We start from the raw sequence: 26,944 nt of genomic DNA, 5'->3' as shown, positions 1-26,944 counted from the left end.
CACTATGAGAGGAACGGACAAAAATAGAAGATTGATGTGCGAAAGCAAGACCTCAAAGAGAGATTGAAAAGAGCCGGCGACAGGGTGAAAAGCCTGGCCAGTTCAACGTCACTTTCGGTGGCTGCCGGTGTCGACCGTCTGCTCGACCAAAGAGTCTGCCTGGGGATTACCGGACTAAGTGGTAGCGGCAAGACTACTCTGATCACCAGCCTTATCCATCAGCTTCGTTACTACCCTGATGCTGCTCTGACCGCATTACCACCCGCCCTGCAGGGTCGCTTGCTGGGTGTAGAAATTTCCCCACTCAACGATCTGCCTCTGTTTCCCTACCAAGAGGGCGCCACCTCACTGGACAGGCAAGTCTGGCCCAGAGCCACACGACAGGCGTCGGGATGTTTGCTGGAAATCAAATACCGCGCCCGCAGTCATATAATCCCCGGAAAAAAACCGGGTATTAGTCGCCTTTATCTGGAAATACACGACTATCCTGGGGAATGGTTACTGGACCTTCCACTATTGGAAATGAGTTATCACGACTGGTGCCAGCAAAGCCGAAAACTGGCAGCAGCCATGCCAGAAGATCCTTTTTTAGTTCAACTGAAATCACTGAACGTTCTGGAACCTCTGGACGAGTGGAGGCTGAACTCGCTCTGGCAGCAACAGCTGGATTTTCTGAAACGTTGCCAGCAACAGGGGCTGACGATGATTCAGCCCGGACGTCTGTTGCATCTGGCTTCTGACAGCCCTGAAAGCCATTTCCCATTTATTCCCCTGCCGCAACGGGTGGAGCTGAGTGAAGCGGACCAATCGGCTGCTCCTGTCGATGCGCTCTATCGAATCTGTGAAACCAATTACCAGCATTATCTGAAACGGTGGGTAAGGCCTTTCTACAAAAATACCTTTCAACGCATTGACCGCCAGCTGGTCCTTATCGATGTATTGAAGAGCCTGAATCAGGGGCAGGAAGCCATGGATAATCTGAGGCTGTCACTGACCCAGGTTCTGCAAAACTTTGAATACGGCAGCAACAATATTATTCGCCGACTGATTCAGCCACGGATTGACCGGATTGTCTTCGCAGCCAGTAAAATCGATCAGGTCTTGCCTGATCAGCATGAACAGGTACGATCACTGACAGCGTCTCTGGTCAGAGAGTCACAGCGACAGGCCACTTTTAAGGAGGTTGATATTCGTTGCGAGGCCATCGCCTCTGTCCGCTCCACAACTTATGTTGATCACCAGGGCCAGAGAGTATTGAAAGGCAATACCGAAGAGGGCCCTGGCCTTCTTCTCCACCCTCCCTTGCCAGAGCAGTATCCCGACAATGACTACTGGCAGAATTCCAGACCGTGGCATCTGCGCAGGCTGTTACCTCCGGTCGGACTGCAACTAAACATCGGAAGCCGGTTACCTCACATTCGTCTGGACAGCGTTTTGAATGATCTGCTGGGAGATAAATTTCAATGAAACCCACCCAAGAGAAAGACGAATTCTTTATTCCCCTGGATCAAAGTGTTGAGCTGGAAACTCCGGAATCCCTGAGCAACGATCAGAATCTGCCACTATTAATTGATCCCTCGCTATCACTTAAGCCTCTGCGTTTTCTAAGTCGTGCAGCAAAAGGCATCCTCGCCCTGATTACTATTCTGGCCATCTGGCAGACGGTTGAATTCTTTCATTTCCTGAGTCAGACCCACTGGGCACTGGCTGCTGTATTTGGCCTGCTGGTAGCTGGCCTTATCGGCCTGCTGGGAAAAGCAGCCTGGGAATACTTCGGCTATCAGAAAGAATTCAAAGGTATCGACCAGTTACAATCAGACGCTGAGAGTATTCTTAAAGCGCGCTCATGCGGACACGCCAGAACCTGGCTGGCAAAATTAACTGCTCTTTATCGGAATAAGCCCCATCAACCTTTGCTGGAAAAAGCCCTGAGCACATTGCCTGATTATGCGGATGATGCTGAAACCCTGCAGCACCTGGATCAGCAGCTGTTCCGTAATCTGGATAAACAGGCTATCTCCAGAATTTCCCGGCACAGCCAGCAAACGGCGATCCTGGTGGCTATCAGTCCGCTGGCACTGCTGGATATCCTGCTGTCAGGCTGGCGCTGCCTGAAGATGCTGGATGAAATCTGCCAGATTTATGGCCTCCGTCCCTCCCTGTCGGCAAGAGTAAGACTGTTAAAGATGACGCTGACCCAGATGGCTCTGGCTGGCAGCACAGAACTCATCACAGACCAGCTGGCGGATCTGGCCTCCAGCAAACTGATTAGCACGATCAGTAGCCAGGCTGCAACGGGGGCAGGTATCGGTTTCTATACCGCAAGAATCGGTATTCTGGCCATGGAACTGTGCCGCCCGATGCCTTTTACAGAAGGTCAGCGGCCGGGAATGGGGAAAATGGCGAAAGAGATCATCAGCTCAATCCGGGCAAGGTTTCAGAAGGATAGCGACTAACGGTCTTTTTTTGGAACTTTCGTTTAATTAACGGGTCTATAGATGTGAGCATTTCTTGGGGGGCACACTTGCCTAAATAAAAGACATACAGAGTTGCAAATTCATGTCAGGAAAGCAGTCAATCGTGCAGATTTGACATCAGATCCCGTAACAGGACATTCAAACACACCCTCAACAAGTTGAGACTTTATAGCATCGACAAGCGAAACGCGTTCAACGTTTATTCCATTGGGGAAAGAGATAAATCTCAGTACGACTGTAGGTAGAATCGATTCTGCTTTCACAGAACTTGAAAAGAAGAATTTCAGCAATGCGGAAGGACTATTCCGGACCTTGCTGCGAAAAGACCAGGACAGCCCGAGCCAGCCCAATGTTATCGACGACCCCTGAGTGACCCACAAGCGCCGGTTTGAAATGAACTCTCGATTAACCACTTCATGGCTCTTTTCCCACAGAGTTTTAACAGTAACAGGGAAAAGCATCATGATGTGCTACTTGCCTGGGCCTTTGTTCGTGTCAGGTTCGCTTTCAACCAGACCCCCTCACTGTATGGTTCAGGAAAAAATGCTCTACTGGCCAACCGGGGTAAGTTTAATCTGAACGTAAACACATTCAGGAAAACCATTGTTGTGACGACCTCTGTCCTGACTATACACGGTATTAAAAAGTAATTCTGTCAGGCATATTGGATACGGATCTGGATGAGTCATCGTATCAAGATTAACCTCGTAACCACAGAGGTCACATGAGGAATCTCCTCGCATCACAAAGGGTATGTCTTCCAGCTTTTCACCTTTTCCATTAAAAACGATGGGTAGTGCCATGCGGCGATGTTCTGCTTCCGGAAATATACGAAGAAACAAACTACCTTCTCTGGCATCAAATCTGAAATCTACAGAAAAACCATCGGAGTCATCAGGATTATTACCGATAAACTTTACAGAGTGTTTTCCCGATTTATGTCCTCTTTCGGTTATTGATTCATAAAAAAGCTTTGAAATTTTGCAATAGTAAGTATCTTCTCCTGGCTTCTTAAACACTGGAATAGCCTCCTCTCTATCTCGTCCCCCGTAGAGCTTAACAGGCTTCTGCTCGGTTCTGTCATAAAATAAGGCATTATCCTGATTCAGTCGTACACTGGAAAGGCAGTTTTCCCTGTGCCTGCTCATTTTCGTCAAAGCTACCTGTTGATGGCATATTCGGCACTTAACTTTGTTATAACGGCATTTTAACAAGTGTATCGGCATCAGGGCAGGCTGATGTTGAAAAGAACAGCCATCATCTCTGTTACGGCAGAAACCGATTTTTGAGCATTTGCTTAAATGTTCCCGTATAGCCAGCACATTTTGATTCAACCCTATGCGAACGTTACAAAAACGGCATTTGGCGCTTTGTTCATCAGTATTTCTGACACACTGCAAGTATGCCGAATCAAGATTTTTCTCTCTGGAATTGAAAAAAGCATACGACGGGTGATTATTATGACAAGCTGCGTCTGTGCTCTCCCGTCCAGAATGAAAACTGGCTGGCTGTTCGATGCTGTTTTGAAGTGCCTCGAAGACCCGGGTAAATGCGCCTGCCAGTTGCAGGTGTTCGGGATCATTAATCTGGCGGCAGATATGAAGAAATTGTTCAACCCTGTCTTTATCTTCTGCCATTACAGGCACACCATAAAATAACACGCTCCCCGGAGGCATCGCCTGCACTTCCTCTTCTTGGTTCATTGGCACTGATCGATCTTCGGATGAACCGGGGGTATGCTGCTCTTTGATATGGTTTTTTATGAATGCCAGCGGGCAACTGTGCCCACAGCCTAACGGACATTGGAACATGACAACCGCAGCAGCGTCTTCATAGTTGAATGAATGATTATGCATTTTCTCACGGCAAGAAATGCATTCTTTGATGTTTCTCACTTTTGCTTTAGTCATTTCGTCAAAACAGTCAATGCAGACACTGTGAGGAACACTCGAAGTGCAGGCTTTCGCTTCTCCGGTAATGAACTCAGTGCAAACCGGACAATACAAATGTTGCTGTTTGCCATTAAGAAAAGCGGTAGCGTATAACGGAATAGGTGAATTATCGCCGTTTTCCGGAGGTTGATAATCGTAAATAGCTTCAACTTTCTGCCGGTCTATCTGTGCTTGCCTGCCATCCCTTTCGGTAGACGCTGTTCCGGGTTCCCGGGTTTGTTCTGAGTGATGCATTGCATGAGCTTCAGATCGGGTCGATCTGTCATTTCTTTCATTATTCCTGCCTTCAGGATTTACAGGTCTCTGAGCAACAGAACGCTTACTGGCATCCTGTTCAGACCTCTCATAGGGATGAAAAGGCTTCTTGCGAATCCAGCGGTTCCATTCATGCCAGCCGCCACCCGCGGGTAGCGATGGGCCGAAAATCTCCGGATACAGTGACTCAAGAAAGCTCTGGCTATAGAGACTGAACCTTAAGTAGGCTTCGAACCTGCTGATGGATAACAACTTGCCGTTGCAATGGATAATGTATGACAGTTGTCCATTACTGTCCTGTACCTGAAAGGCTGTCCCGTGAATGAATGCGAGAAATCTTAATAACGGATCATCGGACAGTGTGTTCTGTATCAGCTTATTGGCCCATCTCAAGACAGACCTGACACCATCGGTGTTCCTGTGGACAGACTCAGCCGCAATAAGTTGCGGCCAGTTTTCATCGGACATATCGCTGACTTTGGCCACGGCGGGATACTCCGAAGGTGCAAGAACCAGCGATTCTTCCTGATTAAGCCTTAGCCAGATTGAATCCTGGAATAAAACCGACAGGCCGGATTCAGCATAACGGATTGACAGGGGGTAGGGGGCAGGAAGGAGGTGGGTTAAAGGATTTTGTACCGCGTCAAGGTCATTGCTATCAGATCTATCCAGTGCATTGCCTGCAAAAAGATGGGTGAAATTAAAGGGTGTGGATAAGTCAGGACTATTACTCAGCGATGGTGTCAGGCTGTTTTCAGGGTCTTCCGGGTCGATGTCTGGTGGCATGTCCTGTGTGGCGATACCCTGAATAACCCAGTGCTTGTGACAATGTCCCGTTGGATCAATGTATTTTACGGCGCCGGGAAGATGATGGGGCTCCAGATCCAAAGGTACATTACTGCCTGAGGATTGCCAGATATGGCCTTCAGCCAAGGCGATTTGTAACTTTATCTGACGGTATTGCGGCGTAACGACGGAAACGGTGGTATCAAAAGGGCATGAACTGTCTCCGTGACGATGTTCAGGCTGCGGTGGCAGATTCAGGTCAGGCAATGGGCTCTTTGCTTCGGGAATATTGCGGTAAACAGTGGCCAGCAAGGGTAACAATGAACTCAGCGAAACATGTCCGAGACTATCCACGGCCATTGCCTGTTGGATCGTTGCCAGTTGTACTACGAAGCAGAAAAAAAGAAATCTGCAAACAGCCTGCCAGTAATCTATTTTTTTCATATCACCCTGATATCCGCAATACACCGTTCCGCTCAGCAATAACTTGAGTAGTATGTCTGGCAAAGTATAAGAATTCTTGTCGGTGGACTTTCTGTCATTCCAAGTAAATGCTTTTCTTTTTGATTTAACGTTCAGCGTATCAATAAGCTCAGCTCATAACGACTCCGAATAGCAGGATAGACCATCAGAGAGAGAGTGATCATCATTACAGGGCTTAATAGCAATTTTTTTTCAAGCTATGGCAAGGTAGAATCAATACACTGGGGATAATAATATGAAATGACCTAGATATCCCACCAGTGCATCCAACATCTCAGGCTATTTAAGTACCTGGCCAGGTACTTATATGATTTTGTATTGGGCTGATCAGGCTTGCGGCTTTTTTTCAACTCTAGCAGCCTGTCGGACTTAAGACTGTCCTACTGCGGTTGCGATAAATTGGTCTAAAAATTCCTGCTCCCTCGTCAAATAGCTCGCTATTCTCCTCGGAATCAGAAATTTTTATCCTCAATTTCTCGCAATCCTCGCTACGGACGCTCAAGTCCGACAGGCTGCTAGGATTCTTCAGCTGTGGAACTTTCGTTTAATTAACGTGTCTAAATTACAATATCTCTCCAGGTGGGCTCACCCTCATCAAGATTAAGGACAATTAAAGTAGGATAAAAACGATGGAACCATTATCTCAAGACTCACGTAATCAGGTGCCAAATGCCTCTTCTTACCGTGCTACAGCCGCTTTTATAGAAGATGCCACAGCGAAGCGCATTGTTTCCGGCAGGGCCGTCAGCCCCGCCAGCAGTGGTGCATTTGGAGTCAATTGCGAAGATTTCACAGCCGATCGACAAAAAGAGATCGGAATTTCCTCCAGAGCTGTTGCTTTAGATTCAGATACCTGTGAAGCCACTCAATGCAAACGGCTCTTTACCGGTGCCGGAGATATTGCTCTTAGGGTAAAACCTAAAGCATCATTACCCAGATTTTTAACAAAGTTTAAAGCCAGTCCGGGTGGCAACACTGCTATCTTAAACAAAAAACAAGTCAAGCTGATTCAAAAAGTCTTTGATGGTCGAAGCCATGAACTCTCAGAAGAGGAATTTAAGAGCGTTATCGGCTATTTTTCACGAAAAAATTTTAGAGATCACGTACCCCGAGCCTATTTAGAATCACCCGCCTTGATGAAAGAGTTTTTAAGGAATGGTATTTTGAAAGTTCATGAAATACCAAAGAATAAACTGACTAAAGATATACTCTTGTCTAAGAGTGGTTTTGGTATTAGTTGTTGTGACTTCGTTGAACTACCAGACGAATTGAAAACAGATCTTGATTTTCTTATTGAATATTCAGCCCGCAAAGGTATTCCCTTTGGTACACCACCGGAACTGGCTGTTCTTATTTATGATCATCTGGACATCACGGAGAAAATAAAATCTCTCAATCAACTTCCAGACAGCTTTAAAAATAAAAATGATGATTTTTACGATGAACTCATTCATTCAGGAATGATAGAGCTTAAAGACCTTCCAGAACATGTTAAGAACAAAAGCAAAGAATACTGTCTTTCGCAATTATCAAAAGGCCTGTGTGAATTATCAGAAGTTCCGGTTCATTTGTTGACGAAAGAATCCATTCTGGACTCGATCAAGGGTGAATATTACTATTTTAATTTTCTTAGAGTTTTTTTTGATCAATTCAAAGTGTTTATCAAGGATTCTGTATTTTTTGAAGAAGTACTGATCAGGGCTGTAACAGCTGATTTGGAAAATGTGATTAAATATGATGATTCATTGAAATATTCTTCAGGGGATTTATGTATGATGCAAGCATATTGTTTCGCCTCAAAAAGATATAAGTCAGACGCAGAAATGCTTGCTTTGTTATTTGAGAAACTGGTAAGAGTTAATCCTTTTTTTTTAGTTTATATTGAGGATTTAAATGGTGAGTTGCCGCAGAATTTAATCGAAAAAGCAAAGGATTCATTATTGAAGATATTAAGCGGAAGGCCTGAAGTAATTCCGGGCTTTCATGTTGAAGTCCTTAAAGCTTTCTTTGATAAAGTTAATGCAGATAACGAATTTAAAAGCCATGTCTTGAGTATTGTCTATCAGTATTTTCCTTACCAGAATAACAGTAAGACTTCTGAGGATATTCTGCAACAGCAAGATAAGATAGTACTTGATACTGAACCCTTTGACAGGGGATATAGTCACTTTCTGAGCCGAAAGTTACGGCCAGCCAAACCTCAGATTGTATTAGATTACATTAAACGGAATCTGAATTTCTTGTACTTTTTTAACGACAAAGAATATCTGAAGCGATGCTGCATTGATCCAATAATCAGGCAAAAGCTCATACACATACTTGCAGAAAGGTTGGTTGCCGACAAACAGGCGCTATTGATATACTGGCAAGATCGTCTACCTCGACGATTACTGGATGATACTCTGAAATTTCTCAAAGATCCGGCACTTTTCTCTAAACTGGATTCTTCCGACAAATTGTCAGAACCCGTTAATCCTCTCAAATTTCAACTGCCCAATACCTCGGCCTTCGAATTGCTGGTGGCAGTCCACGCATCGGGTTTTAAACCTGCGGATATAGCCTCCGGTCGTCAGTTACAGTCAGAGTTTGCCCATGCCGATGAAACAGGCTTTCAACGGGTTTATTCTGGTCAGGATTCGCTATCACTGTTTGAAAAAGAGGGCACCATCGTTGGTGGTCGTACACTGGCAATACCTAATGGTGAAGAGGTTGATTACTATAAGTTCCATCGGGTCGGAGAGTGCATGTCTACTTTGGCGCAAGAAGGCATTATGCATCAATTTATTGCCAAAAGTGACCGCTTTAAAAGCCAGAAACCCCGTTTTGGCCAGTATCTTGCCGTACTGGAAAAGGATCTCCCTGAGAAGACCCGAGATTTCACTGACCGCTTGCAAGTCATCAATGTTAATGGTGAAAGAGCCGTACTGGTCTATCACTTCAAAGCGACAAAAGACTATGGTGTATACGCTCACACTCCTGATGAAAAAAACACTCCTTATGGGACTGCAGAGCGAGGTCTATTGAATGGCATTCATGATATTGGCTTACTGAATGGCCAGTTTGGGATTATGCCTTCGTCAACGATACCGTCATTTCACGCTATCGGACGTCGTTGGGTGTTTCTGAGTCCGTTGTTGGGGAACTCGGAATATTTTGCCCTCCCATTACCCGGGGATTTCAAAGGCTGGATCGAAGCTATTGAACGTCCTGATTTTGGCTGGGCTGGTCTACGGGATTGGGGCGATGTGGAGTTTTATGGCTCTATGAAAAGTGGCCTGGCTGCCGCAGACTCTAAATCGGCGGGTTATACTCCAGAAGTTATGCAACGATTAAGCTTCGCCAATGCCCTGTGCGAAAACCTGCTGGCAGCTGTTTTATTAAGATCACGCTTACGTCGGGACTCCCCGGATTATCATTATCAAAAACAATCAGCATTGAAAGAGACAGAAAACTTTATTGAACAGCTACTGAACGAATACCTGTCGGGCCTGTTTGCAAAAGAAAAAGAATTACAGCCCAAGGCAAGATTGCAAGAGTTCATGGGGTTAAACGATACCAAATACCGTTCATGGCTGACTCGGACAGCTCAGGAGATCCTGTACTGGACGGCCCTGCAACCTCATGAGGTCAAAGACCCCTGTGCATTTCCCTCTTCTGTTGAGTGTTACTCAGAGCACTTAAAGAAAAATGGACATCTTGATGAAATGTTGTACTCGAAATTGCATCCTGTGGACACGCAGAAAAAATTCCCCGGAGACTTTTGCAAAGCCAATGGTCAGCTCAATCTCGGAGCCATTAACGGTGTTTTTCCTCTGGTCAGTCTCACCAAGGGGCTTACGCTGTTGGCCGGCAATATTTTTGCTTTCTCAGATCAATACTCCGAGGATGATAATTTGGCCTGCTCTAATTTGTAGATAAGCAGATCCAATGGCGTAGCCTCTGCTGTTCCAGTCATGATGTGTCCTTATCAGGTAGAAAGTATCAGTCGAGTCAGCGAGCGTTTTTCTGACCGTCATCGCAAGGCTTTGATTGTGCAAGCCACAGGCACCGGTAAAACCCGAATCGCCATTGCTCTGACATAAAGAAAATTTCCTGATCTTCGATCACTGGGGCAACTTTGAATACTTTGAAGAAGACCCCGGAGAAGGAGAAGTCAGCCAAAGCAAATCATTGGCCCAAAAACGTCTTGAAGCCCGGATTGAACTGGGCAAAGCCGCGCAGAAAAAGTTTGAACAGGGCAGCCTGAAAATCATCGTCAGGCAATTGCAGGAGCAAGTGGAAGGGTTGGATGAAAGCTCCATTGCTGTCCAGGAGAAATGGCAAACCCGCTACCGGCTCAGGGATCTGAAAGTCCTGGAATAGTTCCCACCACAAACCCGGCAGCAACTTCAGGATGAAATAGGCCCTCTAACGCAATGGCTGGATGTCCGGGGGCAGGGCATCATTCGAAACAAGGCTCAGTATTACTCACGATTACAAGCAGTGAGAGAGCAAAAGGAGACTGGGAAGGCTGGCTACTGTTCATACTTGAAGCAGTGTTAGAAACGTCGCAAGAAACCACAGCCCTGATGGGTGAAATAAAAGTCCAGATGCAGGTTATACTAGCCGAATTTCCAGCTTTTTACCCAGGGCGGCAGCAAAGCGCTCAATTGTGGAGAGTTTTACATCCTCAGAATTGTTTTCGATACGGGATATCGCGCTTTTATGGGTTTGAAGCTTTTGTGCCAGCTGGAGCTGGGTCAACCCTGCCTCTTTTCTGGCCTCCTTGAGCAATACTCCAAACTTGAACGACTCATAGCCCTCATCATAACCGTCGGAAAATTCCGGGTCTCGGGCTTTCCTATCTTGAATGTATTGATCCAGATCACTCATGGTATCCTCCTGTTCAGATAATCCATGCGACGCTTTTCTGCCAGCCTGATGGCTTTTGACGGTGTCTTCTCTTCCAGATTTCCTCAGTGCTAACCAACTTTTTAAAATAACTGCTCGGTACTTTCTCCTGCTCCTGAACCAGCTTCAGAACCCAGGTGACCTTTCGAGCCTGCTGGCTGCTCAGGGTATTCAGAAAATCAGCAACAGGCGTTTTGCCGTCTTCCGTTGTATAGAAACTGATTACACGCATGGTTACAGGTTAACACAGGTGTGAACTTTTTTTCCAGCCGGGTTGACTCGTTCCCACGGTCCACCGTGGGAATGCATAACTCCCCAACAAGTCAGGCACAGTAAATGAAGAGAGCCTATAGGTTCCAACGCTGGAACATGGGATCCAGACTGATGGTGAATCTATAACTCGTGCTCAAAGTGCATCCTTTGAGACTGATGCTCTATTCAACGCCCTCAGCCAAAAAACCTTCGCCGGAGAGCTGTAAACCGAACAGAATATTCATCCGATGGTGGCATGGTATCCGTGCTACCATGCAATCCATAATCGCTTCTTTCAAAGACAAGGCTACAGCAGATATTTTTAACGATAAGGCTTCCCGCCTGGCCCGCAAAGTCTGTCCACAGTCGCTTTGGCGAATGGCCGCAAGAAATCTGAATCAGCTGGATTCTGTGCTAATGCTGGATGAACTGAAGGTTCCACCGGGTAACTGTCTTGAAGCCTTGACCCGAGACCGGAAAGGGCGAGGAATTTGTGTGATTTTTTTGCCGGAATCAAAAATATTGACTAGGCTCCTGCACTGATGGCGGTCGTCATGAGTTGTTGATGCCTGTTTCAATGGTAAAAACGATAAAGACCATTATTTGTTTTCGTGCGTTCATCAATGATTGGATTTAAACAATCTCATGAGAAGTTGCGCGTTATTTTTTATTTTTACCCTGCAGTTATCCTGGGTAAGTTTCAGCAATTCAGATACGGATAATCAGGATTATCGTGAAGCTGAAAGCGGGTTAAATACACTTTCACCTTTTGATTTTGAGTTTCACAGTACCTCGCCATTAGGCTTCTTTTTCCGCCTTGGAGATGACTTTACTTTTCGCCGTTATGGCGATTATTTATCACTGAACGGTTTGCGCACACTGCCCACGCTGGCATTTAACGCCATGATTTACTGGATGGTGAGCAAAACTACAGCCTCTGCACTGAGTCGCTGGACAGAAAACCCTTTGATGTTGCACACCGCTCAAGTCTTGTCCATGGCCATTTTGCCCGGTGTAAAAAGTGCCTTGTACAGTTGGTATACCGGGACTCGTTTGGGATCAGAACAAATTCAGGTGGACCCTCCTCACATCCGCAAGCGATTTTACCTGGAGCTGATTTACCAGCAGCAAAGTCACCAGCAGACTTTGCGAATAACGCCATTCCCAATGAACCCATCCATCAGACCCTGGCTGGCCGAGACTCCATTACCTGAGGATTACTCCCCCTGGCTGGAACTCTACGAGACCAGTTCGCAACACGGTGTCGTCCATATTGATCTCTCATGGGTTTCACCCTTGGCGGCAAATGCCATTCGCATTGATATTGACTATTCAGACAAAAGCACGGAGTCAACTTTAGTCACACTGACCCATACTGGAAACTCAGAAAGTTTACCGGTGAGTATTGAGTCGTTGTTGCATAACGAGGCAAAAGATTTTGCCAATGGTTTTTCTATTGCCAGCCTGCTGAGCGATGCGGTCATTAAAAACACCATAGCTCTGATCCAAAATCCGGATTCGGCCTCAACCAGCCTCTCTGTGTCACAGGTTGCTGGCAACGTTGAATTTGAGGCGGATGGTCATAGCGGTCAGCTCTCTCTTTGCGGTGAGCAGCAACCCGAATGCGACAGCCATCTGCAATTGACCTATAAACTGTTTCCATACCCGCATTTTGGCATGACTTTGCAGGCGCATCACGACATCAAAACCAGCGTTGACGCGACCATTAAACAGCTGGCGAATGCCAACCGCGCTGAGCTGGTTCTGCAACTGCTGGAAAAGGCGGTTCTACACTTTTTTATAGCCTCTTTTCAGCAAAACACTCAGGAGTCAGAGAATACTGGCAAGCCTTATTTTCAGGCCTCTCCTCAACATAACGAACGAAGCCTTAAAACGATCATAACTCCACCCCACGATAAACTTGCTAAAGTGTTGCAGCCAGTGGTTAAAACGTTGCTGCCAGAAGGTGGTATCTGGAAATCAGGAAAGCTCTCCGACGTTCCACCGGTGCTGTGGGTGCTGCATCCTGCGTTATTTAGAAATTTTATGGTAAAGCCCGAAGTCTCATCATCCGGACCTTTAAAAAGGTTTAAAGCCAGTCCGGGTGTGAACACCGCTCTTCTTACCGGGAAGCAAGTCGAGTTGATTCAAAAGGTCCTTGATGGCAGGGCCAGTGAAATCACAGAAGATGAATTCGTGAACATTATCGACCATTTTACAATAATAAATTCCGGGCAATATGTGCCTGATGCTTATCTAAAATCACCCAGTCTTATGAAAGACTTTGTGAGGAATGGTGTTTTATACGCTGACGAAATACCAGTAAATAAATTAACTAAAGATATACTTTTGGCTCAGGACGATGATATTCATGCCCTTACCAGCTACGATAAATTACCTGATGAATTGAAAATAGATATTGATTTTCTTATTGAATTTTCAGGGCGTTATGGCATTCCCTACGGTACACCAGCAAAATTGGCAATTTTTATTTATTGTCACCTGGACACTGCGATAAAAATAGGGTCCTTGCATCGTCTTCCAGCCAGTTTTAAAAGTGACTACTTATACGAAGAGCTCATTCGTTCAGGAATGATCGAGCTTAATTACCTTCCGGAACACATTAAAAATAAAAACAAAGCCTTCTGCCTTTCACAATTGGCAAATGGCTTTTGTGAATTATCAGACGTTCCGATTCATTTTATGACAAAAGAATCCATACTTGGTTCGATCAATAATGGTAAACATTTGCGTCGTAATTTTCGTAGAATTTGTTCCGATGAATACAAAATGTTCACCAGTGATCCTGTTTTTTATGAAGAATTACTGGTCAAGGTCGTCACAGTCGAATTGGAAATGCTGGATAAGTTCAATTCTGTATTATACTCTGATTCAGACGATTCCTGCTTGTATGAGGTACATAATTCTGCATTAAAAAGATATGAGGCAGATGGGGAAAAATTTGGTTTATTATTAAAAAAACTGACCAAAGTAAATCCTTTTATTTTGCTTTACACTGTAAATTTGGATGATGCCTTGCTTCAGAAATTAATCGGCATAGCAAAGGAGTCATTATTAGACATATTAAGCAGGAGACCTAAAGTAAGTCATGGTTTTTACCCTGGACTAATTGAAGGTTTCTTTAAAACAGTGAATGCAGATGAGAGTTTTAAAGTCCGTGTCCTGAATATTGTTTATCCTTATGTTCTTGCTCACATTGGGGAGTCTTTCAAACCCCGTACTCGTTTTCCAGAGCAAATCCTCAAGAAGCAAGATAAAATGGTGCTCAATTCCAAGCCCTTTCACAAGGGAAAAGAGCATCTTCTGTTCAGAAAGTTACGGCCTGTCGATCGTAGCATTGTAGTAGAATACATTGAACGACACAGGGAGTTTGTGTACTTTTTTAAAGACAAAGAATACCTCGAAAGTTGCTGCACTGACCCGATACTCCGGCAAAGACTCATACATACATTTGCACAAAGACTTGTGGCCAATAAAGATGACTTATTGCATACTTTGAAGGATAATCTACCCCGACAATTGCTGGATGATACTCTGGATTTTCTCAAAGATCCGGCACTTTTTTTCAAACTGGATTCTTCAGAAAAACTCACAGAACCCGTTAATCCTCTGGAATTTCAACTGCCCAATACTTCGGCATTCGAACTACTGGTGGTTCTTCACGCATTTGGTCTTCATTTTGCAGATGCAGACTCCGCTCGACAATTAAAGTCAGAGTTCGCTCGTGCCGCTGAAACAGACTTTCAACCGGTTTATCCTGGTCAACATCCGATAACACTGTTTGAGAAGGAAGGCGCCATCGTTGGTGGACGTACACTGGCAATAGCCAATGGTGAGGAGGTTGATTACTATAAATTCCATCGGGTCGGAGAGTTGAAGACGGCCCTGGCGAAAGAAGGCATTATGCATCAATTTGCTGCCAAAAGTGACCGCTTTAAAAGCCAGAAACCCCGTTTTGGCCAGTACCTTCTGGTACTGGAAAAGGATCTTCCCAAGAGTACCCAAGGTTTCACTGATTGCTTACAAGCGAGCGATTTTGATGGTAAAAGAGCCTGTCTGGTCTATCACTTCAAGGCGACAAACAACTATGGTAAATACGCTCACACTCCTGATGTAACCGGAACTCCTTATGCGACAGCTGAGCAGGGTCTACTGAATGGCATTCATGATATTGGCGTACTTAATGGTCAGTTTGGCATTATGCCTAAGTCCAGGTTACCGTCCTATTACACTAACCAACGTCCCTGGGTGTTCCTGAGTCCGTTGTTGGCAGAGTCATTTTATTCTGCCTTCCCATTACCCAGAGAGTTTACGGGCTGGATTGAAGCTATTGAACGTCCTGAATTTGGCTGGAATGGTTTAAGGGATTGGGGCGATATGGAGTCTTATGGCGCTGTGAAAACTGGCCTGACCAGCAGAGACTTAAAAACTACGGATTATTCTCCGGTGGTTTTTCGACGGCTAAGCTTTGCCAATGCTATTTGCGAAAAATTGCTGTCAGCCGTGTTGTTGAGATCGCGCCTGCGTCGCGACTCCCCGGATTATCATTATCAAAATCAACAGGCAGTGAAAGAGACAGAAAACTTTATTGAGCAGCTACTGAACGAATACCTTTCGGGTTTGTTTGCAAAAGAAAAAGAATTACAGCCCAAGTCAAGATTGCAGAAATTGATGGGACTTGACGATGCTAAGTATCGTTCATGGTTGACCCGTACAGCCCAGGAGATTCTATACTGGACTGCCCTGCAACCTGATGAGGTCACAGATCCTTGTGCTTTTACCCCTTCCGGCGAGTGCTATTCAGAACACCTGAAGCTCACTGGACGTCTGGATAAAACACTGTATCCGAAACATTTACACCCCCTGGATGAGCATAAAAAATTCCCCAGAGATTTCCGCTTGGCTACTGGTCAGTCCATTCTTGGGGCCAGGCGCTCTGTTTTTCCCCTGATCAGTCTGGTTAAGGGGCTTACCCTGTTTGTCAGCAATATTTTTGCCTACGAAGACCAATATACTGAGGGTGATGATTGGGAATAGCGTTGATATCCCCCCATTGCATCCTGCATCCATTATTTAGATTATTCTGTTTCGCCCTGGCCCGGCTTGGGGCCTTTTTCCGACTCTGTGTTTTTTTTTGAACTTTCGTTTAGTTAATGAGTCTGAATTTTTAAGCATTCTTTGGCTGAACTCCCTTGGTCAAGATTAAGGACAATTAAAGAAAGGATAAAAACATTGAATCTATTACCTCAAACCTCAGTTAAACATAGGCCGAATTCCTCTTCTGACAGAGCTAAAGCCGATATTCCAGAAAATGCTAAAGAAAATCAGGGCAATATCTCCGGCAGAGTCGTCAGACCTGTCAGCGGTGGAAAGTTGGGCGTCAATCGAGAAAATTTCGAATCAGAACCCGTAAAAGATCAAAAAGAGACCGGAATTTTATCCAGAGTGGTTGTTTTAGATATAGATACCTGTGGAGCCAGTGTACGCAAAACAAAACTGAACTTTACTGATGCTGTAGATATTGGTCTTTCGATAAAGTCCGAAGCATCAGCACCCGGAACTTTAAAAAAGCTTAAAGCGAGTCCGGGCAGGAACACTGCTATCTTCACCGAAGAACAAGTCGAGCTGATTCAAAAGCTTGTTGATGGTCGAGGCCATGAACTCACAGAAGATCAATACATTAAAATTATCAGCTTTATAAGACGACAAGACCTTAGTCGATATTTGCCTTGAGCTTATCATGAATCGCCAATTCTTATGAAAGAGTTTGTAAGACACGGTATTTTTGCGATTCAAGAACTACCAAAAAATAAGCTAACCAAGGGTATACTATTGGCCCAGCCTATGTATTTACCTTTCCGATGTGATCACGATGATCTAACCGATGAATTGAAATGTGATATTGATTTTCTTATTGAGTATTCGAATCTGTATGGTATTCCCCAAGATACACCATTCAGTCTGGCCAACACCCGATATCACTGTTTAACAAAGAAGGTACCATTGTTGGTGGTCGCACGCTGGCAATACCCAATGGTAAGGAGGTTGATTACTATAAGTTTCTGCGGGTCGGAGAGTCCGAAGCCACTCTGGCACAGGAAGGCATTATGCATCAATTTATTGCCGAAAATGATCGTTTTAAAAGTCAGAAACCGCGTTTTGCTCAGTACCTTGTTGTACTGGAAAAAGACCTTCCGGAGAGTACCAGAGGTTTCACTGACCGTTTAAAAGCGAGCTTTGTTAATGGTCAATGCGATTTCAAGGTCTATCATTTCAAAGCTTCGGAGCACTACAGTAAATACGCTCACACTCCTGATGAAACCGACACTCCTTATGCAGCTGCCGAGCAGGGTCTATTGAAGGGTATCCATGATATTGGTGTACTTAATGGCCAGTTTGGCATTATGCCTACGTCAACGATACCGGCATTTCACGCTACCGGACGTCGTTGGGTGTTCCTGAGCCCGTTGTTGGGGAACTCGGATTATTATGCCTTGCCACTTCCCGGAGATTTTAAAGGCTGGCTCGAAGCGATTGAACGTCCTGATTTTGGCCGGGATGGCTTACGGGATTGGGGTGATGTTGAGTTCTATGGCTCCATGAAAAGCGGTCTTGGTTCCAAAGACTCTAAAACCTGGGGTTATACTCCAGAGGTTATACAGCGACTAAGCTTTGCCAATGCCATTTGCGAAAACCTGCTGGCAGCCGTGTTATTAAGGTCGCGCCTGCGCCGGAACTCCCCGGATTATCATTATCATAATCAACAGGCATTGAAGGAGACAGAAAACTTTATTGAACAGTTACTGAATGAATACCTGTCGGGGTTTTTTGGAAAAGAAAAAGAACTAAAGCCCAAGTCGAGATTACAAGAATTGATGCGGTTAGACGATTCTAAATACCGTTCATGGTTGACTCGCACAGCTCAGGAGATCCTTTACTGGACTGCCGCAACCTTGTGAGGTGACAGGCTCTTGTGCTTCTCCCCCCTCTGGTGAGTGTTACTCGGAACACTTAAAGCAGAAGGGTTGTCTCGATGAAACATTGTACCCGAAACCTCTGCATCCCCTGGACATACAGAAAAAATTTCCCAGAGACTTCTGCAGAGCGAATGGTCAGCTCAACCTCGGAGCCATTAACGCTGTTTTTCCACTGGTCGCTCTGGCCCGGGGGCTTACGCGGTTGGTCAGCAATATTTTTGCCTACGCAGGTCAATACGATGAAGAGATGGAATGACGTTGATAAACCCGCAGTGCATCCTGCATCTCAGGCTATTCACATTGTTTTTTGCGACACTGTACCGGCCAGAGGTCTTTTTTCAGCTCTATGATCTTTCTGTTTTGGAACTTTTGTCAAATAAAAGGGTCTATATACGCATGCATTCTTAAACTGGCTCCCTCGACAGGATTAAGGACAATTAAAGTAAGGAATAAAACAATGGATCGATTACTACAACCCTCATTTGATTATGGGCTAACTCCCTCTACTTCTAGTGCTGGAACAGATGAAAAAGTAGAAAATGCTCCATCGAATCAGGGCAATCTCTCCGGCAGAACCGTCAGCCCTGTCAGCAGTGAGCCAGTGGGAGCCAATCGCCCCGATTTGACAGCAGATCACATAACCGGACCAAAAGATCAAAAAGAGAGCAGAATGTCCACCAGAGTCGTTGGTTTGTGTGTAGATACAGTCGCTACAAACAAACCAGAATTTGATCTTTCCAGGCCCACAGAACCCGCACACCATAATTTCGTTGCACCTTTGCAGCCAGAGAATGAAACATTGATGCCAGTAACCCGGCTTCCTGTTTCCCGTGAGCATCCGGAGCAATCGCTGGATGAGCATCAAATGACTGCGCCAATACCTGGTGTTGTAAAAACAGGCGCTGAAAAATCACCGGCAAAGTTTCAGGAAAACGACATAATGCTGCTTTACCCACAAAATTCTGCCAGCCCCTCCGGTTTTGATTTGCATGTCAATCCGGGAGAACTTAAAGATGCCCTTACATCGCATGTCCATGATAGATTGGTTTTTATTAATAAAAAAGACGATAGCCCTAGCTGGGATGAAGTGAAGTCACTGGCAGATTCAATATTAACGAGGTTGCCGACAGCGTTATATGAGTTTCTGAATAAAAACTGGTCTGGTAGAGACAGTTTTGCCCCCGAGGAGTATCAGGCTTTGGTGAAGTTCCACGGTGCATTTATTTTTTTTGACCAATACGATTATTTGAAAGAGGTTTTTTATAATGATAAAGGTACGGAATACCCGATGTTCAATCCGGACGAAAAGCACAGTGAATTAAAAAAACTCTTGATTAAGGACTGCCTGCCTCTGCGTAAAGGCTGGAGTGAGGACGAACGGGTGATTATTGAAGAGTGGTTGAGCTTCGAACTGACAAATTGTCAAGACTATCCTGACTGGGAGGAAATGGTTACCTATATAGATTATTGTCATTATGGCCCGTTAAAAGCCGATTGTGTGTCTGTTTGCAATGACCCATGTTACTGCGTGATTGAAAATCGGGCTTCATATAATCGCATTAAAAACCTTGAGAGCCAGTTGGAAAAATTGCAATAACACAACCACTCTTTCAGGCGGATTAACGTTTGAACTTTATATGCTTCTATATGGCATTGGCTTGGCCAGTGGCTTTTTTTCAACTCTGCGATTCTTTTTTATTGGAACTTTCGTTTAATTAACGGGTCTAAATTATAAGCATTCTTTGGGAAGTCTCATCCTCGTCAAGATTAAGGACAATTAAAGGCAGGGGAAAAAACGATGGAACGATTATTTCAACTCTCACATAATGAGGGACCAGATACCTCTTCTTACATTGCTGCAGCCGATGTTCTGGAAAAGACTAAAGCAAATGATGGCAATGCTTTCGGCAGAAGCGTCAGCCCTGCCAGCGTTGAGCTGGTGGGAATCAATCACGCAGATTTCACGCCAGTAACAGGACAAAAAGAGATTGGAATTTCCTCCAGAGCCGTTGTTTTAGATGGAGATAGCTGTGAAGCCACTAAACACACATCAAAAATGGACTTTACCGATGCCAGAGATATTAAGCCCGAAGCACAATTACCCAGGCCTTTGGAAAAGCCTAAAGTCATTCAGGATACAAACACTGCGCTCATAAGCGACAAACAAATCAAGCTGATAAAAAGTCTCATGAATGGTGAAAAAGGTAGATTCACAGTCGATGAATTTATAGCTGTTATCGACTTTCTTAATTTTTGTCCTAAAAAAAAATTACCTGAAGATTATGACAAATCACCCACTCTTTTGTCAGGGATAATAAGAAGTCATCTTTGGGATGTTTTCAAACTGGACAAAAGTGATCAAATGAGGGAAGTATTACAATCAACACCCGAAAGGAAAAGACAGGTATTATTGACTGATGTCAGGAAAACGGGCTTAATGTATCGCTACAAAGGCCTTCCTGAAGAACTAAAAAACGATATTGACTTTCTGACCGAATACTCAAGTTTGCAGGGTATTCCTCGTGATACACCGCCGAAACTGGCTGTGTCGATCTATGAGCACCTGGATATCGGAGCCAAAATAGAGTCTATCCATGTTCTGCCGGACAGTTATAAAGATGAAGGCTTTTATGATGAGCTTATCCGTTCAGGAAGAATCGAACTTAACCATCTGCCACACTACATCAGAGAAAAAAACAAAGAGTACTGCCTTTTGCAATTATCAAAAGGTCTCTGCAGGTTATCAGAGGTTCCGGATCAGTTTATAACAAAAAAGGCTATTTTGGATTCACTCAATAGTGAGAGTTTGCATGTTGATTTTATCAATGTTTTTAAAGGTGATTCCAAGTATAAGATGCTGAGCAATGATTCTGAATTTTTTGAAGAAGTCGTTCTCAAATTTTCTTCAATAGCTTTGGATAGAGTCATGGAATTCGAGGGTTCAAGAGTCTATCCATTGTCTGCTGTTTATCAATATTGCACAGATAGGTACAGGGATGACAGGGGTAAACTTGCTTTATTGTTAAGAAAGCTGGTAAAGGCTAATCCTTTTTTTGTTATAGTCATTGAAAGTCAGGATGACAGGTTGCTTGAGGGATTGATTAAAACAGGAAAAGAATCACTGTTAGAGATGCTAAGCAGTAGGCCTGCAATAAGCCAATATTTTGATACGGAAATCCTATCTTTGTTCTTTAAGAAAGTTAAAGCAGGGGATGATTTTAAAAGCGATGTTATGAATGTTGTTTTTCCGTATTTTCCTGACGATTATTCCCGTAGTTTTCCGGAAGATATATTGCTGAAGCAAGATGCTATGGTTCTGGCTTCTGAACCTTTTGACGCTGGAGAAAAGCATCTTATCCGTAGACATATAAGACCCGAAAAAGCCGAACTCATAATAGATTACATTGAACAATGTCAATCTTTTTTACGTCGTTTTGATAGCAAAAAATATTTGGAGAAGTGTTGTACGGATGCAACAATCCGGCAAAAGCTTATTCATGTTCTGGCTAACAGAATCATTGCAGAAAAGCAGCTGTTCATGTCGGAGTGGAGAGGTTGTGTACCCCGAAAATTAATTGACGATACTCTGGCTTATCTCAATAATCCTGCCCTTTTCTCAGAACTGGATGTCTCAGGCACATTAGCAGAGCCGGTGAATCCACTCAAATTTCAACAACCCAATACTTCGGCATTTAAGCTGCTGGCGTCTCTCCATGCATATAGCTTAGAGTTTGACGAAAAAGACGCCAGTCGTCAGTTGCAATCAGAATTTGACCGTGCAGATCGTACTTATTTTGAACCGGTTTTTCGCAGTCAGTATCCATTGTATTTTCTGATGAAAAGGCTTGGCCTATGGATTGATAGCATTGAACATCCATTATCACTATTTGAAGGCGAGGGAGCCATCATGGGTGGTCGTACACTGGCAGTAGAGAATGGTGAAGACGTTGATTACTATAAATTCCAGCGACTTGGAGAGTCCGTAGCCACCCTGGCACAAGAAGGTATTATGCATCAATTTATTGCCAGGGTGACCAATAACCGCTTTAAAAGCCAGCTACCCCGTTTTGGTCAGTACCTCATCGTAATGGAAAAGGATCTCCCCAGGAGTATTCGAGGTTTCACTGACCGTTTACAGGTGATCAATATTAATGGTGAAAGAGCCTTCCGGGTCTACCACTTCAAAGCGACAAAAAACTACGCTAAATACGCTCATACTCCCGATACAACCAGCACCCCTTACGCGAACGCTGAGCGAGGCCTGTTTGCCGCCATTCACGACATTGGCGTACTGAATGGCAAGTTCGGCGTTATGCCTACTTCAACCATCCCGGCATTTCATGATACCGGACGACGTTGGGTGTTCCTTAGCCCATTGTTGGGTAACTCCAGTTACTTTGCCTTGCCATTACCCGGAACCTTTGGAAGCTGGGTTAAAGCCATTGAACGCCCTGACTTTGGTTGGGATGGTTTACGGGATTGGGGCGATGTTGAGTTTTTTGGCTCCATGAGCAGCGGCCTCTCTGCCAGGGACTCAAAAACTTCGGGATATACTCCCGAGGTTCTGCAGCGGTTAAGTTTTGTCAATTCCCTCTGTGAAAACCTGCTGGCAGCCGTTTTGTTAAGAGCACGCCTGCGCCGCGACTCGAAGGATTATCATTATCAAAATCAACAGGCAGTGGAAGAGACAGAAAACTTTATTGAGCAACTACTCAACGAATACCTGTCAGGCCTGTTGGCAAAAGAAAAAGAATGGCTGCCCAGGTCAAGACTGCAAGAATTTATGGGGCTTGACGATACCGCATACCGTTCATGGCTGAAGCGGACAGCCGAGGAAATCCTGTACTGGACGGCCATGCAACCCTGTGAGACCAAAGACCATAGTGCATTTGATCCTTCTGTTGAGTGTTTCTCAAAACACATAAAGGATACTGGAAACCTCGACACCACACTGTACCCAAAAGGTTTGCGTACCTTCGACACACATAAAAAATTTCCCAAAGACTTCCATAATGTCAATGACCAGCTCAATCTGGGAGCCAATAACGCCGTCTTTCCCCTGGTCAGTCTGGTCAAGGGGCTTACGTTGTTAGCCGGCAATATTTTTGCGTTCGCCAATCAGTACACAGAGGATGAAAATAGGGAAGAACCTTGATATCCCTCACTGCAACCAATATCCGGAAATACTGACATTGTTTTGTGTTGCGCTGGTTTGACCAGCGGGCTTTTTCAACTCTGTGATCCTTCTTTTTTGGAACTTTCGTTTTATTCACGAGTCTATATATCTGTAAGCATTCTTTGGACGGGCACAAGCTCTTCAAGATTAAGGACAATTAAAGGCAGGAGACAAATGATGGATCGACCTCAACCCTTATGTAATCTCTTGCCAACTCCCTCTACTTACACTGATACAGCCGATGCAGCGGATCATGGCAGGGTCTCCGGCAGATTCGTCAGCCCTGTCAGCGGTGAGCCATTGGGAGTCAATCGCGCAGATTTTACACCAGTAACAGGACAAAAAGAGATCGGGATTTCCTCCAGAACTATTGCCTTCGATGCAGATAACTGTAAAGCCGCTAAGCGCAAACCAACATTAAAAAAGCCTGAAGCCATTAAGGGTACGAATACTGCTATTTTAAACCGAAGACAAGTCAAGCTGATAAAAAGACTTATTGACGATAAAACAGGTAAATTCACAGTCAATCAATTTATCGATGTGGTCAGCTTTCTTTATTATCGCCCTAACGAAAGATTGCCTAAAGATTATTTCAAATCATCAACCCTTTTGTCAGAGATAATAAGAAATCAGCTTTGGGATGTTTTTGAAATGGACGCAAGTGATAAAATCAGGAGTTTGTTACTATCAACACCTGAAAGGAGAAGACAGATATTATTGACTGGTATCAAGGAAAAAGGCTACAAATTCCACTACGACGCCCTTTATGAAGAATTAAAAGATGATGTTGACTTTCTGACCGAATACTCAAGTCTCAATGGCCTTCCTGAGGGCACACCACCGAAACTGGCCGAAACGATTTATGAACGTCTGGATATCGCAGCCAAAATAAAGTCTATCAGTGTTCTGCCAGACAGTTTTATAGATGATGATCTTTATGATGAGCTTATCCGTTCAGGAAGAATAGAGCTAAGTAAACTGCCACTCAACATCCGATACAAAAACAAAGAGTACTGTCTTTTGCAATTATCAAAAGATCGGTGCAGGTTATCAGAGATTCCGGCTCATTTTAGAACAAAAAAGGCTGTTTTGGATTCCCTCAATGGTGACAATATTCATGATAATTTTATCGAATTTTGCGAAAATGATTATAAATATAAGATGATGAGAAATGATCCTGACTTCTTTGAAGAAGTACTTCTTAAGATTGCTTCAGCAACGTTAGAAATAAAAATGGAATTAGAAGATTCAAAAAAAAATCTCTTGTCTGACGTTTATAAATATTGCATAAAAAGATACATGAATGACAGAGAAAAGATTGTTTATTTGTTAGAGAAGCTGGTAAAGGTCAATCCTTTTTTTGTTATATCTGTTGAAAATTCGGATAATACTTTTCTTCAGAAATTGATTGGAATAGGAAAAAAAACGCTATTGGAAATGTTAAGCAGTAGACCTGAAATCAGTCAATTCTTTGATACAAAAATCCTTTCTTTTTTCTTTGATAAAGTTAATGCCGGTGATGACTTTAAAACCGAGGTTATGAATATTGTTTTTCCGTATTTTCCCTGCGATGATTCCAGTAGTTTTCCAGAAGAAATATTAGCTAAGCAAGATGTTCTGGTTCTAAATTCTGACCCCTTTGCTAGTGGAGAAAATCATATTGTTGGTAGACGTCTACGGCCCGACAAAGCTGACTTCATAATAGATTACATTGAGCATTTTCAATTTTTTTTAAGTCGTTTTGATGACAAGGAGTATCTGGAGAAGTGTTGCATTGACCCAACAAACCGACAAAGGCTTATTCATATCCTGGCTAACAGGGTCATTGCAGACAAGCGGCAATTCATGGCGGATTGGAAATCTTGTGTGCCCCGAAAATTAATTGATGATACCCTGGCTTATCTCAGTAATCCTGCCCTTTTCTCCGAACTGGACGTCTCCGGTACATTAACGGTACCGGTGAATCCTCTCAAATTTCAACAACCCAATACTTCGGCATTCAAGCTGCTGGTGTCTCTCCACGCAAATGGCCTCCAGATTGCGGATAAAGACGCCAGTCGTCTGTTGCAATCAGAATTTGATCGTGCGGAGCGCACAAATTTTAAACTCGTTTATCGCGGTCAATATCAACATTCATTGTCGCTGTTTAAAGGAAAGGGAGTCATCGTGGGTGGCCGTACATTGGCAATGCGCAATGGTAAGACAGTGGATTACTATAAATTCCAGCGACTTGGCGAGTCCGTCGCCACCCTTGCGCAAGAAGGCATTATGCATCAATTTATTGCCGGGGTGCTCAATAAGCGCTTTAAAAGCCAGCTACCCCGTTTTGGTCAGTACCTTATCGTACTGGAAAAAGATCTACCCGAGAGTATCCGGGGTTTCACCGACCGCTTACAAGTGATCAATGTTAATGGTGAAAGAGCCTTTAGGGTCTACCACTTCAAAGCAACAAAAAACTACGCTAAATACGCCCATACTCCGGATGGAACCAGCACCCCTTACGTGATCGCTGAGCGAGGCTTGTTGAACGGCATTCACGACATTGGTGTACTTAATGACCGCCTTGGTGTTATGCCCACGTCAACGATCCCGGTATTTCATGATACCGGACGTCGTTGGGTGTTCCTTAGCCCATTGTTGGGTAACTCCATTGGTTTTGCCTTGCCATTGCCCGGAACTTTTGGAGGCTGGGTTAAAGCCATTGAACGACCTGATTTTGGTTGGGATGGTTTACGGGATTGGGGCGATGTTGAGTTCTTCGGCGCCATGAAAAGCGGCCTCACTGCCAGAGACTCAAAAACTTCGGGTTATACTCCGGAAGTTATGCAGAGGCTAAGTTTTGCCAATGCCCTCTGCGAAAACCTGCTGGCAGCCGTGTTGTTAAGATCACGCCTGCGCCGCGACTCCCCGGATTATCACTATCAAAATCAACAGGCAGTGGAAGAGACAGAAAACTTTATTGAGCAACTACTTGACGCATATCTGTCAGGCCTGTTGGCAAAAGAAAAAGAATGGCCGCCCAGGCCAAGACTGCAAGAATTGATGGGACTTGACGATACCACATACTGTTCATGGCTGAAGCGGACAGCCGAGGAAATCCTGTACTGGACGGCAAGGCAACCCTCTGAGGCCACAGACCCTGGTGCACTTGATCCATCTGTTGAGTGTTTCTCAAAACATATAAAGGAGACTGGAAACCTGGATGCCACATTGTATCCAAAAGGTTTGTCTACTTTCGACAAGCATAAAAAATTCCCCAGAGATTTCCATAATGTCAATGACCAACTCAATCTGGGAGCCAATAACGCCGTCTTTCCTCTGGTCGCTCTGGCCAAGGGGCTTACGTTGTTAGTCGCCTATATTTTTGCATTCGCCAATCGTTACGCTGAAGATGAAAATAGGGAATGATATGGGTATTCCCTCGCTGACTCCGATATCTCAGGCTATTTACAGGCTTGGTACTGGATGAGCCGACGGCCTTTTTTTTCAATTCTGCGATCATTCTTTTTTGGAACTTTCGTCTATTTTAAGGGTCAAAATATATAATTACTCAGCCATACGGAATCGAATATTTCTGGCTTATTGGGCAGGTGCTCTGCAAGGCGCAACGACGGGAACATAGCAAGCTATGTGACCAGAGTTGCAACGCCGCACGACTGCATGGATGCAGGAGCT

Annotated in this window: 16 protein-coding genes; 13 read left to right on the top strand and 3 right to left on the bottom strand. The window is 44.4% G+C overall.

Features of this window, described 5'->3' with window-relative positions; all coding sequences use genetic code 11:
* The first annotated feature begins 36 nt into the window (after window positions 1-36).
* Together P6910_RS18475 and P6910_RS18470 are read left to right on the top strand one after the other, a co-directional pair.
* Window positions 37-1,467 carry a YcjX family protein gene (locus P6910_RS18475; protein ID WP_317142723.1) on the top strand — a complete coding sequence of 477 codons (1,431 nt, stop codon included), beginning with the start codon at window positions 37-39 and terminating at the stop codon, window positions 1,465-1,467.
* Window positions 1,464-2,456, top strand: coding sequence for a TIGR01620 family protein (locus tag P6910_RS18470; protein ID WP_317142722.1), 993 nt, complete (start codon window positions 1,464-1,466; stop codon window positions 2,454-2,456). The genes P6910_RS18475 and P6910_RS18470 overlap by 4 nt, the downstream gene beginning before the upstream one ends.
* A 569-nt stretch (window positions 2,457-3,025) precedes the next feature.
* Here P6910_RS18470 and P6910_RS18465 read toward each other — a convergent pair.
* On the bottom strand, window positions 3,026-5,914 hold the full coding sequence (locus tag P6910_RS18465) for a hypothetical protein (RefSeq protein ID WP_317142721.1): 2,889 nt from the start codon (window positions 5,912-5,914) through the stop codon (window positions 3,026-3,028).
* Between the two features lie 668 nt (window positions 5,915-6,582).
* Between P6910_RS18465 and P6910_RS18460 the strand changes: the two genes are divergently transcribed.
* The 3 genes from P6910_RS18460 to P6910_RS18450 all read left to right on the top strand — a co-directional run bounded on the left by P6910_RS18460 (window position 6,583) and on the right by P6910_RS18450 (window position 10,315).
* Window positions 6,583-9,867 (top strand): hypothetical protein, encoded by a 3,285-nt coding sequence (locus P6910_RS18460; protein ID WP_317142720.1) that lies wholly within the window; start codon window positions 6,583-6,585, stop codon window positions 9,865-9,867.
* 39 nt (window positions 9,868-9,906) lie between these two features.
* On the top strand, window positions 9,907-10,035 hold the full coding sequence (locus P6910_RS18455) for a DEAD/DEAH box helicase family protein (RefSeq protein ID WP_317142719.1): 129 nt from the start codon (window positions 9,907-9,909) through the stop codon (window positions 10,033-10,035).
* A gap of 88 nt (window positions 10,036-10,123) precedes the next feature.
* Window positions 10,124-10,315, top strand: coding sequence for a hypothetical protein (locus P6910_RS18450; RefSeq protein WP_317142718.1), 192 nt, complete (start codon window positions 10,124-10,126; stop codon window positions 10,313-10,315).
* Window positions 10,316-10,549: 234 nt separating this feature from the next.
* Here the strand turns inward: P6910_RS18450 and P6910_RS18445 are convergent, their stop codons facing one another.
* Together P6910_RS18445 and P6910_RS18440 are read right to left on the bottom strand one after the other, a co-directional pair.
* A complete protein-coding gene (locus P6910_RS18445) occupies window positions 10,550-10,825 on the bottom strand; it encodes a helix-turn-helix transcriptional regulator (protein ID WP_317142717.1) in 276 nt (91 codons plus the stop codon).
* A 13-nt stretch (window positions 10,826-10,838) separates the two neighbouring features.
* Window positions 10,839-11,075, bottom strand: coding sequence for a hypothetical protein (locus P6910_RS18440; RefSeq protein WP_317142716.1), 237 nt, complete (start codon window positions 11,073-11,075; stop codon window positions 10,839-10,841).
* Window positions 11,076-11,368: 293 nt separating this feature from the next.
* Here P6910_RS18440 and P6910_RS18435 point away from each other — a divergent pair, with 293 nt between their 5' ends.
* From P6910_RS18435 to P6910_RS18400, 8 genes are all read left to right on the top strand, one after another.
* Complete coding sequence (locus P6910_RS18435; RefSeq protein ID WP_317142715.1) at window positions 11,369-11,638, top strand: hypothetical protein; 270 nt, start codon at window positions 11,369-11,371, stop codon at window positions 11,636-11,638.
* A gap of 102 nt (window positions 11,639-11,740) precedes the next feature.
* On the top strand, window positions 11,741-16,153 hold the full coding sequence (locus tag P6910_RS18430; protein ID WP_317142714.1) for a hypothetical protein: 4,413 nt from the start codon (window positions 11,741-11,743) through the stop codon (window positions 16,151-16,153).
* Between the two features lie 141 nt (window positions 16,154-16,294).
* Window positions 16,295-16,849 carry a hypothetical protein gene (locus P6910_RS18425; protein WP_317142713.1) on the top strand — a complete coding sequence of 185 codons (555 nt, stop codon included), beginning with the start codon at window positions 16,295-16,297 and terminating at the stop codon, window positions 16,847-16,849.
* 374 nt (window positions 16,850-17,223) lie between these two features.
* Window positions 17,224-18,075, top strand: a complete 852-nt coding sequence (locus P6910_RS18420) for a hypothetical protein (protein ID WP_317142712.1) — start codon at window positions 17,224-17,226, stop codon at window positions 18,073-18,075.
* A 1-nt stretch (window position 18,076) separates the two neighbouring features.
* Window positions 18,077-18,349, top strand: coding sequence for a hypothetical protein (locus P6910_RS18415; protein ID WP_317142711.1), 273 nt, complete (start codon window positions 18,077-18,079; stop codon window positions 18,347-18,349).
* 90 nt (window positions 18,350-18,439) lie between these two features.
* Complete coding sequence (locus tag P6910_RS18410; protein ID WP_317142710.1) at window positions 18,440-19,690, top strand: hypothetical protein; 1,251 nt, start codon at window positions 18,440-18,442, stop codon at window positions 19,688-19,690.
* Window positions 19,691-19,891: 201 nt separating this feature from the next.
* On the top strand, window positions 19,892-23,248 hold the full coding sequence (locus tag P6910_RS18405; protein WP_317142709.1) for a hypothetical protein: 3,357 nt from the start codon (window positions 19,892-19,894) through the stop codon (window positions 23,246-23,248).
* 195 nt (window positions 23,249-23,443) lie between these two features.
* A complete protein-coding gene (locus tag P6910_RS18400) occupies window positions 23,444-26,677 on the top strand; it encodes a hypothetical protein (RefSeq protein ID WP_317142708.1) in 3,234 nt (1,077 codons plus the stop codon).
* The last annotated feature ends 267 nt before the right edge of the window (window positions 26,678-26,944 follow it).

The sequence above is a fragment of the Endozoicomonas sp. 8E genome (assembly GCF_032883915.1).
GTDB lineage: Bacteria > Pseudomonadota > Gammaproteobacteria > Pseudomonadales > Endozoicomonadaceae > Endozoicomonas_A.
This window is presented reverse-complemented; position numbering and strand designations above follow the sequence as displayed.

Coding starts and splice junctions, on each gene's coding strand:
- P6910_RS18445 (WP_317142717.1), bottom strand. CDS start 10,825: ATGAGTGATCTGGATCAATACATTCAAGATAGGAAAGCCCGAGACCCG.
- P6910_RS18430 (WP_317142714.1), top strand. CDS start 11,741: ATGAGAAGTTGCGCGTTATTTTTTATTTTTACCCTGCAGTTATCCTGG.
- P6910_RS18460 (WP_317142720.1), top strand. CDS start 6,583: ATGGAACCATTATCTCAAGACTCACGTAATCAGGTGCCAAATGCCTCT.
- P6910_RS18420 (WP_317142712.1), top strand. CDS start 17,224: ATGCATCAATTTATTGCCGAAAATGATCGTTTTAAAAGTCAGAAACCG.
- P6910_RS18440 (WP_317142716.1), bottom strand. CDS start 11,075: ATGCGTGTAATCAGTTTCTATACAACGGAAGACGGCAAAACGCCTGTT.
- P6910_RS18400 (WP_317142708.1), top strand. CDS start 23,444: ATGATGGATCGACCTCAACCCTTATGTAATCTCTTGCCAACTCCCTCT.
- P6910_RS18470 (WP_317142722.1), top strand. CDS start 1,464: ATGAAACCCACCCAAGAGAAAGACGAATTCTTTATTCCCCTGGATCAA.
- P6910_RS18405 (WP_317142709.1), top strand. CDS start 19,892: ATGGAACGATTATTTCAACTCTCACATAATGAGGGACCAGATACCTCT.
- P6910_RS18465 (WP_317142721.1), bottom strand. CDS start 5,914: ATGAAAAAAATAGATTACTGGCAGGCTGTTTGCAGATTTCTTTTTTTC.
- P6910_RS18410 (WP_317142710.1), top strand. CDS start 18,440: ATGATCTTTCTGTTTTGGAACTTTTGTCAAATAAAAGGGTCTATATAC.
- P6910_RS18435 (WP_317142715.1), top strand. CDS start 11,369: ATGCAATCCATAATCGCTTCTTTCAAAGACAAGGCTACAGCAGATATT.
- P6910_RS18455 (WP_317142719.1), top strand. CDS start 9,907: ATGATGTGTCCTTATCAGGTAGAAAGTATCAGTCGAGTCAGCGAGCGT.